This is a genomic window from Zunongwangia profunda SM-A87, assembly GCF_000023465.1.
Classification (GTDB): Bacteria; Bacteroidota; Bacteroidia; order Flavobacteriales; family Flavobacteriaceae; genus Zunongwangia; species Zunongwangia profunda.
On the sequence record NC_014041.1, the window covers coordinates 648,052 to 663,221 of the forward strand.

Consider the following 15,170-nt stretch of genomic DNA (forward strand, 5'->3'; position numbering starts at 1 on the left):
AGTAGTTTTTCACAAAGAGAATAATTTTTTGTACTAAATGCGAGAAATTCTCGTTTAAGTTTTGTTAAACAAGAGCGATATTGTTTAAAACATGCGTTAATTCTTCTTTAGGAAGTTGGCATTTTCCCTGTTCACACAAATAGTAGCGTGTTTTTCCTTTTACAAAACGACCTTTAAGAATGGATAATTCACTTTCGGTATTACTACCGGAAATAATAAGATTTGGGAGGTATTTTTTCTGAATTTCTTTTTGTTCTCTATCTATCTGTTCTCCAAGGATTGCCAATTCGTAAAAAGGATTACTGATGTTGAGGTACAAATGAAGCCAATTGGAATGTCCCATGGGATAAGAACCTATTTTTCCTGAAATTACCTGAAGCATTTTCTCTGACACTTCTAAATATCTAGATGTTCCCGTTAAACGACCTAACCTGAATAAATTATTGGCCATTACCGAGTTGGAGGCGGGGATCACATTATCGGTAAGCTCAATGGGAGTACTAATTAAAGCATCGTCTTTTTTAGAGGTAAAATTAAAAAGTGTATTTTCCTGGTTATAAAAATTCTCAAAACAATACTTCGTAAGATGAGAGGAAATATCAATCCATTTTTTATCAAAGGTCACCTCGTATAATTTTAGAAAAGCTTCGATCGTGAAGGCGTAATCTTCAAGATAAGCATTGATTTTACTTTGTTTGTTTTTATAAGAATGGAAAAGGCTGTAATCGGGGTTTAGCTGATTTTGAATAATAAATTCTGCATTTTTAAGGGCAATATTCAGGTAATGATTTTTTCCTGTGGCCGTATAAGCTTCAGCAAAACCGTTAAGGCTAAGGGCGTTCCATGAAGTAAGTGTTTTATCATCCAAACCTGGTTTTTTTCTTTTTTTTCTCGCTTCACTAAGAATTTTAGTCCAATTTGATTTTTTTTGATAAAGTTCTTCTAAAGAGATATTATGCTTTTTAGTAAAATCATCGTCTTTTTCAGTTTTATAAAGGATATAGTTTCCATTTTCCCAATACCCCCTGGCGTTGATATTAAAATAGGCTGAAAAAAGATCAAATTCTGATGCCAATAGTTCCTCAAGTTCTTCTTTTTTCCAGGTATAAAAAGCACCTTCTTCCTGATTGCCTTTTGCATTCTCAGAATCTGCATCCAATGCAGAATAAAAAGCACCAGTGCTATCGGTAAGTTCAGTTTCGATAAAACGGGCTGTTTTTTTAATAACTTCTTTATACCAGTGGTCCTGAGTGAGTTTATAAGCTTTACTATATAAACTTAAAAGTTGGGCGTTGTCATAAAGCATTTTCTCAAAGTGTGGTACGTGCCAACGATCATCTACAGAGTATCTTGCAAATCCGCCACCAATATGGTCAAAAGTTCCGCCAAAAGATATTTTATCTAAACTATGGAGTACGTATTCCTGTAACTTTTTGTCTTTAAACTGATAAGCGTAACGTAATAAGAAATCCAGATTGGTTGGCATCATAAATTTAGGAGCATTTTTAGTTCCTCCCAGCTTCATATCTAAATAGGGTTTCCAGATTTCTATAAACTCACCAAGTCTTTTTTGTGAAAATTCGTATGAATTATTGCCAATGTCGATTAGATTAAGTTGTTGTAAGCCTTCTTTTAGCTTATTAGCATAGTTGGTAAGTTGTGTAGATTCTTTTTTATAAATCTGCTGGATTTGTAATAAAGCGCTTTTCCATTGTTCCTTTCTAAAATAAGTCCCTCCCCAGACCGGGCGGCCATCAGGTAAAGCTACGATATTCATAGGCCAGCCGCCACTACCGGTCATTAGTTGTACAGCCTGCATATACACCTGGTCAATATCGGGGCGTTCTTCACGATCTACTTTTATAGAAATATAATGGGCATTCATTATATCGGCCACTTCCGGATCTTCAAAACTCTCATGTTCCATTACATGGCACCAGTGACAAGCCGAATATCCTACACTAATCAATAATAATTTATTAGTTTTTTTTGCGTCTTCTAAAACAGTTTTATGCCATGCTTTCCAATCTACCGGGTTGTGAGCATGCTGTAAAAGGTAAGGGCTGGTTTCATAAATAAGATCGTTGGTAGCGCTTTTCATAAAAATCTATGGTTTGGGATAAGTTGATCATACTTTTTTACTCGACAATCGATATTAAATGCCTTGAAATAAAAATAATTTTCTAACTACTACCTCATGGTTTTGTTGAGGTAATTTAATCAAAAGTAATTATAGGGTTTAATAACCTAATTATAATAGAAGGTAGGAAAATTTAAAACTTTTACAACAATGATATGTAGATTACTTTATCTTCTGATAGATGGTGCAAACTTAAGATTAGTATATTTGTGTCTCAAAATCAGCATGAAGACAGTGATTTAAAAGCTAAATAACTTAAAGTTTTCATAACCTTAGACCGCTTTAATTTTCAAAAAAAAGAAAGACTTTTGCTGGTTGAAAATATTGGATTTATGGAAGATGTTTACATTGTAATGCTTGTCGCCCTTTTGGCACTTGCGATTACAGATTTGGTGGTAGGAGTAAGTAATGATGCCATCAATTTTTTAAATTCGGCTATAGGGTCTAAGGCGGTCTCGATGCGAACCATCTTAATTGTAGCGAGTATTGGTGTGGCTATTGGTGCGATTTTTTCCAGTGGTTTGATGGAAGTGGCCCGAAAAGGAATTTTTCTTCCGCAGCAATTCTATTTTGAAGAGATCATGATCATTTTTATGGCTGTCATGATTACAGATGTTTTACTTCTGGATTTCTTCAATTCTATTGGTTTGCCCACCTCTACTACGGTATCTATAGTTTTTGAATTACTGGGAGCTGCAGTAAGTATTGCAGTTATTAAAATTTATAAAGACGGAAATGATTTAAGTCTTTTGGCCAGTTATATTAATACCAGTAAAGCTACAGAGATTATTATAGGTATTCTTATGGCAGTGGTCATTGCTTTTATTGTAGGATTAGTGGTGCAATATATCTCCAGATTAATTTTTTCCTTTCAGTTTGAAAGGAAAATGAAATATGTTGGAAGTATTTTTGGAGGAGCTTCACTAACCGCAATCCTTTATTTTATTTTGATAAAAGGTCTTAAAAGTGTTCCTTATCTTTCTGAAGATACCCTAACGTATATTAACGAAAATACCCTTATTATTATTCTTATTGGCTTTGTTTTCTTTTCTATCATAAGCCAGTTACTAATGAGTATGTTTAAATTAAACATTTTAAGAGTAATTATCGTTATAGGAACCTTTGCCCTGGCATTAGCCTTTGCCGGGAATGATCTGGTAAACTTTATAGGTGTGCCTATTGCTGCCTGGCAATCATATAATTTATGGGAAACTGCTTATCAATCATCTGGGACTTTACCTTCTGAAATGTTAATGAGTGGATTAAGCGGAAGTGTACCTACGCCAGAATTCTTATTGATTATTGCCGGTGGTGTAATGGTAGTAACACTTTGGTTTAGTAGTAAAGCTAAGGCTGTGGTAGAAACCGGGGTGAATCTGGCCAGGCAGGGTGATGGTGTAGAACGTTTTGAACCCAATTGGCTTTCCAGAAGCATTGTGCGTTATTCTGTAATGTTTAGTGGTGCAGTTTCTACAGTTATGCCAAAAGCTATAAAAAATAAGATTGATAAGAAGTTTGAAAAACCAGAGCATCATACTCGTAGTAAACGCCTGGACGCTCCTGCCTTCGATATGGTTAGGGCTTCTGTAAATCTTGTTGTGGCCAGTATTTTAATATCTATTGGTACGAACTTAAAATTACCATTATCAACCACGTATGTTACTTTTATGGTAGCTATGGGTTCTTCGTTAGCAGATAGGGCTTGGGACCGTGAAAGTGCGGTATATCGTGTGGCTGGCGTATTAAATGTAATTGGTGGTTGGTTTGTAACTGCTTTGGTTGCTTTTACGGCCGCTGCAATTTTTGCCTGTATCATTTATTACGGCGGGACTATTGCTTTGGCAATACTTATTATTCTGGCTGTAGTTTTAGTGGTGCGTAGCGGTATTATACATAGTAGAAAGTCCAAAGAAGAAAAGAAAAATAAGCGTTATAATCGTACAGATATCATTACGATTAATGAGATAACGACGGAAACTTCAGAAAATATTTCAAGTGTAATTCATGGAATTAATCGAATGTATACCAAGACTGTCGATAATCTTGGTTACCATGATCTTGGTAAATTGAAGAAGAATAATAAAGCGATAGGGAAACTTGAAGAAGAGGTTGATGAACTTAAGGGGAACATCTTCTATTTTATTAAATCCCTGGATGATGATTCGGTTGAAGCGAGTAAATTTTATATTTTGATTCTTGATTACCTTCAGGATATGACGCAGTCTATCGCATTTATTACACGTAATAGCTATAATCACGTACACAATAACCATAAGAATCTTAAGTTTAATCAGATTCGTGATTTAAAAAAGGTAGATGAAAGAATGCAGGTGCTTTTTGATGATATTGAATATGCTTTTAATAACCATGAATTTGCAAAAATAGACCAGATATTAAAAGACAAGCAGGAATTACTAGATTACGTTTCAGATTTAATTCAGAAACAAATTAACCGTATTCGAACTTCAGAAACGAGTCCGCGTAACACCAAGCTTTACTTTGGATTGCTTTTGGAAACAAGGGATTTGATCACCTCTACCATGAGTTTACTGCAGTTATTCCAGGAATTTTACAGAGAAGCAAAAAGTACTTTTTAAGCTGAGTGAAATAAAAATTAGATAGGAAATAAAAAGCCGCTTTAAATAAGCGGCTTTTTAATTTTGTAATTTATCCGTTAACGGCTTCTACGTAATCTACTTTTCCTTTTAGCATATCACGAAGCATGGTTTCGATACCGCTTTTTAAAGTCATGGTAGAAGAGGGACAGCCACTGCAAGCGCCCTGTAAGATCACTTTTACCGTCCTGCTTTCTTCATTGTAAGAATCGAATAAAATATTACCTCCATCACTGGCTACGGCAGGCTTAATATATTCTTCTAAAATGGCTACCACCTGTTGTGAAGTATCATCTAGTTCATCAATATTAATTTGTGGTTTAGGTGCAGTTTTAGAAGTTTCAGATCCATTTTTCCCTTCTGGTGCTCCGGTAATGGCATCATTATTTAATACTGAATTTCCTTCCTGAATAAAATTACGGATAAATTCACGTAATTCCATAGTGATCTCATCCCAGGAAGCAACGTCGTATTTATTGATGCTTACATAATTCTCGTCAATAAAGACTTCCTTTACAAAAGGAAAATGAAATAACTTTTGAGCTAGCGGTGATTCTGCCGCGTCATCAATATTTTTAAATTCCGCAGCATGAAGTACCAGTTTTCGGTTTGCCACAAACTTCATAACCTTTGGGTTAGGCGTACTTTCGGCATAAACGGTAACAGGAATATTTTTTTGCTGCTCATCGGTTTTGATAACAATCCCACCCTTATTCAAATAATTTTGAATTTGCTCAGCAACTTCATTTTCCACTTCTGGCCAGGCTACGATATCATATTTTTCGATAGCTATAAAATTCTGGGAAATGTAAACTGTTTTTACAAATGGAAGGTAGAATAGTTGTTGTGCGATGGGAGATTTCGCAGCCTCATCGATATTTTTGAATTCAAAATTCTCGTGTTTGGTCAAGAATTTATTCGCTTCAAATTTAACAATCTCAGGCTGTGTAGTGTGTTGTATATTAATGGTATAATTTTCCATTTCTTAAAATTTTGAGCAAAAATACTAAACAAAAGTTAGCTTATGTATATATTTACCCCACTTATATTAATTAGTATTCTGTAATTTGATAAAATTTTACTTCGATTTTATGTGCCCTGACCGTTTTCAACAAATCCTGGTTTTGATAATTTTTTGCCCCCTTCTTTTATTTTCAACTAGTAGGGTAGCGGCACAGGAGGTGATCCCAACATACTCTGATTATTTAATGGATAACTTATATTTACTATATCCATCAATGGCAGGGGCCTCAAACTATAATCAAATTCGGCTTACGGCCAGGCAGCAATGGTTTGACGTAGACGATGCTCCTAACTTACAAACTTTAAGTGTGAATGGTAGATTAGGTGACAAAATTGGTGTAGGAACGATATTTTTTAGAGATGAAAATGGTTATTTCTCTAAGTTAGGCGCTTATGGAACCTTTGCCTACCATCTTATGTTTTCCAGGGATAATGTGAATCTTAATCAATTATCATTTGGACTTAGTGGTGGTATTATCCAACATCGGCTGGATCAATCTGAATTTAATGTTTATGATCCTATTATTGGAAATAATGATACTACTGCAGATTTCTTTGCCAATATGGATGTTGGGATGTCGTATTATTATATGGATTTTTATGCGCATGTTGCTGTAAAGAATATTATTTCTATAGAACGTGACTTATTTTATTCCGACGCAGTTCCTAATAATCAGCGTAAATATCTGGCTTCGGCAGGATATGTTTTTGATTTTGTTCCTAATGATTGGGGATTGGAGCCTTCATTTTTATTTCAGTTAAGAGAACTGAATTCTCAGGCTAGCATAGATGTTAATATAAAAGCCTATAAAGATTTTGATTTTGGCCAGGGCTGGATAGGGGTGTCCTATCGGCAGGCTTTTGACGGAGTAGAATATAACAGGACCGGTGAAGAAATACAGCGACAAAACTTACGATATATCACTCCATTTTTAGGTTTGGAGTATAAGCGATTTATGTTTGGTTATACCTTCAGTTATCAGATGAATACGATAGTTTTAAGTAATAATGGTTTTCATCAACTTACTTTAGGATATAATTTTGGAGAAAGCAGGAAGCGTTACGATTGCCGGTGCCCTGCCATTAATTAAAAGTCCAGGCGTTTCACTTGAAAATCTTCATTGTCGCGTTTGATGATATTTTTAAGTATGTAGGGGTCGTAGTTTGTGTAAAAGGTGCATGTCCCTTTTTGCTGAAAATCGGTATTTAATAAGTTTTCTTTTTCAAGAATGGCTTTAGTTTGTCTTGCTACGGCTTCTCCCGAGTCGATAATGCTTAATGCCGGATGGAATTTTTCTTTTAATCTAGGGATTAAATAGGGATAATGGCTGCAGCCTAAAACCAAATAATCAATAGGTTGGGATATTAAGGGAGCGAGAAGTTGATCCAATAACAGATCCATTTCTGTAGAATAGATTTTTCCGGCTTCAATAAGTTCTACAAGACCATTTCCTTCAACTTCAATCACTTTTAATCCCTGAGTATATAAATCTGAAGTTTTTGTAAATAAACTGCTGCTAAGCGTTCCTTTCGTTGCGAGGATCCCAATGTTTTTAGTTCGGGACTGCAATGCGGCTGGCTTAATGGCCGGCTCAATGCCGATAAAAGAAACATCGAATTCGTTCCTTAATTCGTTTATTGCATTGGTGGTGGCTGTATTGCAGGCTACGACTATTATTTTAGCACCAAGTTCTAAAAGTTTAATAGTGTTCTTTCTACTAAGTTCAATGATTTCCTCTCTGGTCTTAATACCATAAGGTGCATTAAAGCTATCGGCTAGATAAACGGTATCTTCAAAAGGTAAAAGTTCATGAATTTCTCTCCATATGGAAGTTCCGCCAATACCAGAATCGAATATGCCGATACTATTTTTGTTCATAGGTTCAAAAATAAAAACTGCGCAGATATCTGCGCAGTTTTTATCATAAATTATAGGATAGAATCTTTATTAGATTCCTAATTTAGTTTTTACGTCTGGCATTAAATCATATCCATCTGCCATGATTACACCAGCTCCAGTTGTAGAATCTAAAACGTAATCAAATCCTTTAGCTCTTGCTACTTCCTGGATGGCATTACGTGCTTTTTCTAAAATTGGTCGTACAAGATCTTGTTGTTTCTTTTGAAGATCCTGAGAAGCTTTTTGGCTACGCTCACGGATTCGTTGCTCAGCACTTTGTAATTCCATAGAACGTTTTTGGTTTTCTTCCTCAGTTACTGTTTCTGCTTCAGCTTCATAGCGTTGTAGGGTCTTTTGTGCTTCACTCATCATATCCTTAATTTCTGCATCATAAGTGTTTCTCAACTTATCAAGCTGAGTCATGGCATCCTTATAAGCAGGCATAGACTCTATAAGCTCTTGGGTTGCGATGTGTGCAACTTTAGAGTTCTGAGCATTTACAAATGTCGTAGCTCCCAGGGTTAATGCTAAGGCTATAAAAAATGTTCTAAATTGTTTCATTTTAATTATTATTAAGTGTTAAAGTAATTATTTGTTAATTGATTGTATCCTTTGTTTGTTTTGCAGCTTCCCGCGCAGCTTGTATACTGTCTTGAGCTGCTTTACGCTCTTTTAATATTCTTTCTCTTCTTGCTTCAAATTCAGCTTTTTTTGCTGCCCTAAGCGAATCACGTTCTCTTCGGCGCTGTTCAATATAAAGCTCTCTTTCGGTTTTAGCATTTTCAGAAGCCTGAGCTCTGGCCTGAACAACAGAATCCTGTGCTACAGTTCTGTTTTCTGCCTGTCGTAATTCTCTACGATCCTGACGCGTTTCGATTTGTTCGCGATTAGCCGCTCTGGTAATAATTCTTAAAACCTGATCACTCATATCATAATTGGACTTGGCATAAATCATACCAATTTCTGAAGTGCGGTCAAAAATAAAATCAAAATTTCTTCGATCTGCAATCTCCTGTACAGCGGTAAATACCTGATCTTGTATAGGTTTGATTAGTTGTTTCTTCTGAAGAATAAAATCACCGCCAGGGCCAAATCTTTTTTGTTGATACTCTGTTAACTGATCTTGTAAATATTTGATATCTTCTTCTCGTTCTTCTAATAGCTCTTTAGTTAGTAGTGCTCTTTCATTTTCAAGCTGGGTCTGGATTTCAGAAATTTCACGTCTCTTGGCATCAATTTCATTTTTCCATTCTTGTACCCGATTGTCAAGTTGGGATGAGGCCTCCTGGTATTCGGGGATATTTTGTAAAATATAGTCCATGTCAATATACCCAATATTAAGACCGCGCTGAGCAAATGTTGCCAGAGGTACAAGTATCGTAATGATGAGTAGACTTAATTTTTTCATACGCCCGAAGATAGAAAATATCATGCCATTTTAAAATTGTTGACCTATGATAAAGTGTGTTTCCCATCCATTGGCTCCAGATTGTCCTGGTATTGGATCGAACCCGTAACCAAAATCAATTCCTAGTAATCCAAATGCAGGCATAAAGATTCTAAGACCGGCACCGGCAGATCTGTTTAACTGGAAGGGATTAAAATCCCTAAAGTTATCGTAAGAGGCACCACCTTCCAGGAAGGTTAATGCATATATCGAAGCCGATGGTTTTAACGTAATAGGGAAGCGAAGCTCTAATGAGTATTTATTGTATATCGTGGCGCCATCTTCATTGGAAGCCTGGCTTAAAGAAGTTCTATCTAATGGAATTAAAGATTGGTTAGGATACCCTCTTAAACGAATGGTTTCACGACCATCAAGGCTGTAGGATCCTAAACCGTCACCTCCAAGGTAAAAACGTTCGAAAGGAGGAATACCACGATCCTGGTTATAAGCTCCTAAGAAACCATATTCAACATTAGTTCTTAACACTAAATTTTTGTTCTCACCAAAGTTGGCTAAAGTAGTGTACCAGTCTCCCTTAAACTTCACTTTGTAAAATTCTAACCATTTGTATTTTTCCTGGTCGATTTTAGATTGATCTCCTACAGCGTTTTCAGGCAATACGCGATTCCCGCTGTTATCAATAAAGTTACCATCATCATCTTTTAGCTGAAATTCACTTTGGTTCTGAAGGTCATTGTAATCTACGCCATTCCAAAGTGAATAAGGAGGGGTAAATTTAGCGGTTATGCTAAAAACAGATCCCCCAATAGGAAAGATAGGATTGTATCTTGTATTGTCCCTGGTAATTCCCAAAGTATAGGTTAAGTTGTTAGAGAAACCATCCCCATAGGTGAATAATCCGGTATTATAGTTATTAAGATCATAACGCTGGAAACCTACAGCATGCGAGATCTGTAAATATGGGTCGGGCTCAGTAAGACGTTTACCAAATCCTACGCTAACACCCAGGATGTCAAAACTTTTTGTTCTATCTGGTTTTCTTGAACGATAGTCATATAAAAACTGTCTTGTGTAAGAAAAGGAAGTAGAAAGCTGTACCGGTTTTCTGCCTCCTAGCCATGGCTCTATAAAAGATAGGCTATAGGTTTGGTAGAAGGTACTTGCCTGTGCTCTTAAAGAAAGGCTTTGCCCATCTCCCATTGGTACCGGCTTGTAAGCATCTTTATCAAATATCCCTGCAATAGAGAAGTTATTGAAGGAAAGGCCTAAAGTACCTATAAAACCGCCACCGCCGTAACCACCTTGTAGTTCGATTTGGCTGGCCCCGGCTTCAACAACATTGTATTCCAGTGATAATGTTCCTGTTTGTGGATCGGGATCTATAAATTCAGGGCTAAGTTGCTCTGCATCAAAAAATCCTAAAGAACCTAATTCCCTTACGGTAGATACCACATCCTGTTGATTATATTTTTGGCCTGGTTTTGTTAATAGGTTTCTGTAAATAACGTGATCTTTGGTTCTGTTGTTACCCACCACCCGGATTTCGTCAAAATAAGCTTCTTTTCCTTCAGTGATTCGTAATTCGAAATCTATAGTATCATTATATACGTTTGTTTCTACTAAGTTAAAACTGGAGAATAGATAACCATTATTTCTGTAGATAGTAGAGATATTGGTGGCATTGGGATCTTCAGGATCTTCAATCCTTTCGTTCATAAGAACACCATTGTAAGTATCTCCTTTTTTAATTCCTAGAGCACGGTGCAAGAAATCATCAGTATAAACCGTATTACCCACAAAATCAATATTCCCAATATAATATTTATTACCTTCTTCAACTTTTATGTCTAAAGCAATATTATTTTCATCAACAGTGATAAGACTATCTGAGATAATTCGGGCATCTCTAAAGCCATTTTCTTTCAGTTTGTTTACAAGATTTTGCTTATCTTTTTGGTAATCTTCCCTGTTAAATTTTGAGCGCTTCCAAAAACGATAAAATCGTTTTTGTTTCGTGTTTTTCATGGCTCTTTTTAATTTAGCATCAGAGATTTGCTTATTCCCGATAATATCGATATTGGAAATTTTTACCTTATCTCCTGTATCGATATTAACAACCATGTTCACCATGTTATTATTGGTAGTATCTTTAACTTCAACAGTGTTGATGGCTACTTTAGCGTTAAAATATCCATCTTTTTTATACTTGTTTTCGATGTAATTTTTAGTATTAGTAATGAGGTTTTCAGTAACATTTACACCGGTTCTTAGTTTATTTTCCTCAATAAGTTCTTCTTTATCTTTCTTCTTTTTAATCCCCTGTATTCTAACTTCAGAAAGTTTTGGAATATCGGTGATAACCAACTCAAGATCTGCAACCCCATCCTTTACATTAGTAATGTAAAATTCAATGTCGCTAAACATATCAAGGTCCCATAATTTCTTGATTACATTACTTAGGCGTTGACCAGGGATATAGATTTCTTCGCCTTTTTTAAGTCGTGTAAACGAGACTACTGTGCTTTCGTTATATCTTGTAGAGCCGGTAACTTTTATTTCGCCTAAAGTGTATTTTTTACCGTTCCCTATAGGGAGATCCTGCGCATTTGCAGCGATGCTAAAAGTAAAACAAACTAATACGAATGCTAATATTCTTTTCGTCATAAATACACTAACTAAGTTGCTCACTTGTTTTTCCAAATCTTCGTTCTCTGTTTTGATAATTGTAAATGGCTTCATAAAGATTATCTTTTCTAAAGTCTGGCCATAAAATACTTGTAAAATACAACTCGGCATAAGCCATTTGCCAAAGCAAAAAGTTGCTGATCCTTTGCTCGCCACTTGTTCTAATCATCAAGTCGACGTCGGGAATATCTTTGGTATATAGACTTTCAGATATTAAAGAATCATTTATTTTATCTGGTTCTAACGTTCCTTCTTTTACTTTATTGGCTAAAGCTTTGACTGCAGAGGTTATTTCTTCTCTGGAACCATAGCTTAAAGCCAAAATTAAAGTCATTTTAGCGTTATGTTTTGTCTTTTCAATAACGTCTAAAAGTTCCCTTTTTGCTTTTTTAGGCAGATTATCAATATTGCCTATTGCGGTTAGTTTAATGTTGTTGTCCTGAAGCGTCTTGATTTCCTTCTTCAAGGAAGACACCAAAATCTTCATTAATGTATCAACTTCCAGTTTGGGGCGATTCCAATTTTCAGTAGAAAAAGCATATAAGGTTAAAAATTTTATTCCAATCTGGGCGCCACCTTCTACAATATCTCTTACAGATTTTACTCCTTCATTATGGCCAACAGCTCTTAAAAAGCCTTGTTTTTTTGCCCAACGGCCGTTGCCGTCCATTATAACGGCAATATGCGAGGGTAATTTTGTTAAGTTGAGATTTTCTTTAAAATTCATTTCCTAAAAGCTCGAATAACATGGTTTTCTACCAAATGTTACGGTGAATGTAATTCCGGTAAAAACATACCAGTCGTTAGTATTTTGATTACCAAAAGTAAGTATAGGATCCGGTTCCCCAAGTAATTCTTCAGGATTACTTCCATCCAAATTATCAGTGAAGGTATACCGCGCACCAATTTCTATGGCACCAACCAAATGCTGGCTAAGTGTTGTTTTGTAACCAACAACCATAGGAATGGCAAATTCCCAGTTAGTACTTTCATTAACTAAAGGAGCTCCGCGAGAGCCATCCAATATTACATGGTCTGCACTAAAATAGGTGAGCCCGGTGTAAAGATAAGGTGCGCTTTGCGATGTTCCTTTATGTAAATCAAAATCCCAAAAATTAAATTCTAAACCCAAAGAAGCTTCAGTTATGGTATTACTAAACGAATATCCTCTTTGCTGTCTGCGAGTATCATTGCTTTCTGCATCATCTGCTTCTATATTTCCCATGATTAGGGAAAATCTAAACGAATGACGCGGGCTTCTATTCCATTTTAGGATGCCGCCAGCTGCAAGACCACTAGGATTAACGTAAAATGTGTTTCCTACATCTCCAATATAATTTGCGCCTCCCAAAAAGGCACCCACCTCATAGGTTTGAGATTGCAAATTAACTGAAGTGATCAACATAAAAACAAAAGCTATTAGATACCGCATAGGTTCTTAAAAGTTTGCAAATATAACAATTATGTTTGCTCTGCAATAATTTGAGCTCATTAGTATTACATTAACAGTTTTTGAAAAAAAATATTGTTTAGTTGCGTTTATCTTCTCCCCATAATAGCTTTTTTCGTAAAGTTTGAAGAAAGCTATCATCATTTAGCTCTACCAAATTAATGGCATATGGAGCTTTTTGAATAATGATTTCGGTATCATTTTCAAGACTCGCCAATCGGGAATCCATAGATAGTAAGTGAGAATCTTCCCTGCCACTAACTTTTAAAGTGATTTTGGTGTCATCTTTAATAATTAGTGGTCTGGCGTTTAAATTATGCGGAGCAATTGGAGTAATGACTATAGAATCTGCATCTGGAGTGATTACCGGGCCACCACAACTAAGCGAATATCCGGTAGAACCCGTTGGTGTGGCAATAATTAAACCATCAGCCCAGTAAGAGGTAAGGTACTGGTTGTTTAACCAGGTGTCTACCGTAATCATAGAAGTGGTGTTTTTTCGGCTAACCGCTATTTCATTTAGTGCTACATTATTAAACACTTCATCATCAGATTTGGGATTGGTTTCAATTTGTAATACGGCTCTTGGGGAAATGCTAAAATCTTTTTTTAAAATGGTGTGAATCGTTTCTCCTATCTGTTCTTTCTGGATCGTGGATAAAAATCCAAGTCGGCCCGTATTGATGCCAACAATAGGAATATCCAGATTTTTGATATAGTTAATAGATTTAAGGATGGTACCGTCACCGCCAATGGTAAAGAAAAGGTCGTAGCTGGCATCCAGAATATCGAAGGTTTTATAATCGCTATATTCGCCGGTAACGCTTTTGTTCTTATTGATAAGATCCAAAAAGTTACGTTCAATAATCACTTCAACTTTTTCTTCCTGAAGAAGTTCTAAAAGCTGATTAATATAAGTGCCGGCGTTTTCATGGTAAAACTGGCCGTAAATGCCTATTTTCATTTATGTAAAATTTTTTCGATAATCAGGATTTTTGTAATCAAGCTTAGAAACATCCTAATTAAATTTTAAAACTACCTGCTCTGTTATTTTGAATATTTTTTCAAGCATTTTTTACGCTGCTAAGAAATATTGCTCATTGTTTTTTAATGACCCAGCCAAAGGGTATAACATTTTAAGACCTGTCTCTAAATTTAAAAATGGTTTTTGTCATGCCTTATGGCTTTGCTCAAGAGGTTCTTTAAATGAACAAAAATTGTTCTTCTTTACTTATATGTTTAGGTATTTATCCAGGTATTTAGATCGATCGCGCAAATTTTTATCAAACGCATCTTCCTGATGTTGTGAAATAATATTATAACCATAACGTCGTAAAGATTGTATCACTTCATTAATTCCGCTAGGATTAATTTTTATGGTGATTTGCGCCAGGTCATTCTCGATCTTAGAAACAAATAAGCCCAGTAAGTGAACATTACTGGATTCTATAATCTGGCTAATTTCACTTAACGAATAATCTTTAAAACCTTTTTCAACTACAATAATATTTCCGGCTTCATTTAAAAAGGGCGTTTCGTTAAAAATACCCATAATTTCATTTAACTCTACATATCCTAAATATTCATTATCACTATCCAGTACTGGTAAAATATTGGAATTGTTTTGTGCAAAAGATTCTAAAATGTCGAGCCAGTAATCGGTACTTCGAACAAAAAATCCTTCCAGGGCATACTGGTAATCTTCGATCGATTTTTCAGCTTCAAAACATCGAATGTCATTTTCAGAAATACACCCCATATAAATACCATTATTCTCAACAGGTAAATGAGAGTAGGTAAGTTGGTTAAAATCATTCTGTAAATCACCAATCTTATCTGAAAAATGACGAATGGCAACATCATTTAATATATATTCTTCAATATCCATAATCCTAGCGTCGTTTAACGCAAATTAATTAAAATAATATTCATTAAGCCATCCTCAACTT

The 15,170-nt window shown here is 35.5% G+C and carries 12 protein-coding genes; 2 read left to right on the plus strand and 10 right to left on the minus strand.

The annotated features are described in order from the left end of the window. Positions 1 to 64: 64 nt before the first annotated feature. Positions 65 to 2,101 carry a thioredoxin domain-containing protein gene (locus ZPR_RS02935; protein ID WP_013070121.1) on the minus strand — a complete coding sequence of 679 codons (2,037 nt, stop codon included), beginning with the start codon at positions 2,099 to 2,101 and terminating at the stop codon, positions 65 to 67. A 371-nt stretch (positions 2,102 to 2,472) separates the two neighbouring features. Here ZPR_RS02935 and ZPR_RS02940 point away from each other — a divergent pair, with 371 nt between their 5' ends. Further along, complete coding sequence (locus ZPR_RS02940) at positions 2,473 to 4,737, plus strand: inorganic phosphate transporter (protein WP_041579538.1); 2,265 nt, start codon at positions 2,473 to 2,475, stop codon at positions 4,735 to 4,737. A 70-nt stretch (positions 4,738 to 4,807) separates the two neighbouring features. Here ZPR_RS02940 and ZPR_RS02945 read toward each other — a convergent pair whose 3' ends face one another. Continuing rightward, positions 4,808 to 5,737, minus strand: coding sequence for a NifU family protein (locus ZPR_RS02945; protein WP_013070123.1), 930 nt, complete (start codon positions 5,735 to 5,737; stop codon positions 4,808 to 4,810). Positions 5,738 to 5,846: 109 nt separating this feature from the next. Here ZPR_RS02945 and ZPR_RS02950 point away from each other — a divergent pair, with 109 nt between their 5' ends. Then, on the plus strand, positions 5,847 to 6,869 hold the full coding sequence (locus ZPR_RS02950; protein ID WP_083759721.1) for a PorP/SprF family type IX secretion system membrane protein: 1,023 nt from the start codon (positions 5,847 to 5,849) through the stop codon (positions 6,867 to 6,869). Here the strand turns inward: ZPR_RS02950 and murI are convergent. From murI to ZPR_RS02990, 8 genes are all read right to left on the minus strand, one after another. Continuing rightward, positions 6,866 to 7,657: a glutamate racemase gene (murI, locus tag ZPR_RS02955; protein ID WP_013070125.1), complete on the minus strand. Its 792-nt coding sequence runs from the start codon at positions 7,655 to 7,657 to the stop codon at positions 6,866 to 6,868. The genes ZPR_RS02950 and murI overlap by 4 nt on opposite strands. A gap of 69 nt (positions 7,658 to 7,726) precedes the next feature. Next, complete coding sequence (locus ZPR_RS02960; protein WP_013070126.1) at positions 7,727 to 8,239, minus strand: OmpH/Skp family outer membrane protein; 513 nt, start codon at positions 8,237 to 8,239, stop codon at positions 7,727 to 7,729. Between the two features lie 34 nt (positions 8,240 to 8,273). Then, positions 8,274 to 9,086 (minus strand): OmpH/Skp family outer membrane protein, encoded by an 813-nt coding sequence (locus tag ZPR_RS02965; RefSeq protein WP_041578624.1) that lies wholly within the window; start codon positions 9,084 to 9,086, stop codon positions 8,274 to 8,276. A 30-nt stretch (positions 9,087 to 9,116) separates the two neighbouring features. Beyond that, a complete protein-coding gene (gene bamA, locus ZPR_RS02970) occupies positions 9,117 to 11,825 on the minus strand; it encodes an outer membrane protein assembly factor BamA (RefSeq protein ID WP_041578625.1) in 2,709 nt (902 codons plus the stop codon). Beyond that, on the minus strand, positions 11,758 to 12,498 hold the full coding sequence (locus ZPR_RS02975; RefSeq protein ID WP_013070129.1) for an isoprenyl transferase: 741 nt from the start codon (positions 12,496 to 12,498) through the stop codon (positions 11,758 to 11,760). Before ZPR_RS02975 ends, bamA begins: the two co-directional genes overlap by 68 nt. A gap of 3 nt (positions 12,499 to 12,501) precedes the next feature. Next, positions 12,502 to 13,203, minus strand: a complete 702-nt coding sequence (gene porG / locus ZPR_RS02980; protein WP_041578626.1) for a type IX secretion system protein PorG — start codon at positions 13,201 to 13,203, stop codon at positions 12,502 to 12,504. Between the two features lie 97 nt (positions 13,204 to 13,300). Continuing rightward, the gene (locus ZPR_RS02985; RefSeq protein ID WP_013070131.1) at positions 13,301 to 14,185 is read right to left on the minus strand and encodes an NAD kinase; all 885 of its coding nucleotides are present in this window, start codon (positions 14,183 to 14,185) and stop codon (positions 13,301 to 13,303) included. Positions 14,186 to 14,452: 267 nt separating this feature from the next. Then, positions 14,453 to 15,109: a CBS domain-containing protein gene (locus tag ZPR_RS02990; protein WP_013070132.1), complete on the minus strand. Its 657-nt coding sequence runs from the start codon at positions 15,107 to 15,109 to the stop codon at positions 14,453 to 14,455. Positions 15,110 to 15,170: the final 61 nt, after the last annotated feature.

What these genes read in the sequence shown, in the direction of transcription:
- ZPR_RS02935 (WP_013070121.1), bottom strand. Translation starts at nt 2,101, where the DNA reads ATGAAAAGCGCTACCAACGATCTTATTTATGAAACCAGCCCTTACCTT.
- ZPR_RS02940 (WP_041579538.1), top strand. Translation starts at nt 2,473, where the DNA reads ATGGAAGATGTTTACATTGTAATGCTTGTCGCCCTTTTGGCACTTGCG.
- ZPR_RS02945 (WP_013070123.1), bottom strand. Translation starts at nt 5,737, where the DNA reads ATGGAAAATTATACCATTAATATACAACACACTACACAGCCTGAGATT.
- ZPR_RS02950 (WP_083759721.1), top strand. Translation starts at nt 5,847, where the DNA reads ATGTGCCCTGACCGTTTTCAACAAATCCTGGTTTTGATAATTTTTTGC.
- murI (WP_013070125.1), bottom strand. Translation starts at nt 7,657, where the DNA reads ATGAACAAAAATAGTATCGGCATATTCGATTCTGGTATTGGCGGAACT.
- ZPR_RS02960 (WP_013070126.1), bottom strand. Translation starts at nt 8,239, where the DNA reads ATGAAACAATTTAGAACATTTTTTATAGCCTTAGCATTAACCCTGGGA.
- ZPR_RS02965 (WP_041578624.1), bottom strand. Translation starts at nt 9,086, where the DNA reads ATGAAAAAATTAAGTCTACTCATCATTACGATACTTGTACCTCTGGCA.
- bamA (WP_041578625.1), bottom strand. Translation starts at nt 11,825, where the DNA reads ATGAAGCCATTTACAATTATCAAAACAGAGAACGAAGATTTGGAAAAA.
- ZPR_RS02975 (WP_013070129.1), bottom strand. Translation starts at nt 12,498, where the DNA reads ATGAATTTTAAAGAAAATCTCAACTTAACAAAATTACCCTCGCATATT.
- porG (WP_041578626.1), bottom strand. Translation starts at nt 13,203, where the DNA reads ATGCGGTATCTAATAGCTTTTGTTTTTATGTTGATCACTTCAGTTAAT.
- ZPR_RS02985 (WP_013070131.1), bottom strand. Translation starts at nt 14,185, where the DNA reads ATGAAAATAGGCATTTACGGCCAGTTTTACCATGAAAACGCCGGCACT.
- ZPR_RS02990 (WP_013070132.1), bottom strand. Translation starts at nt 15,109, where the DNA reads ATGGATATTGAAGAATATATATTAAATGATGTTGCCATTCGTCATTTT.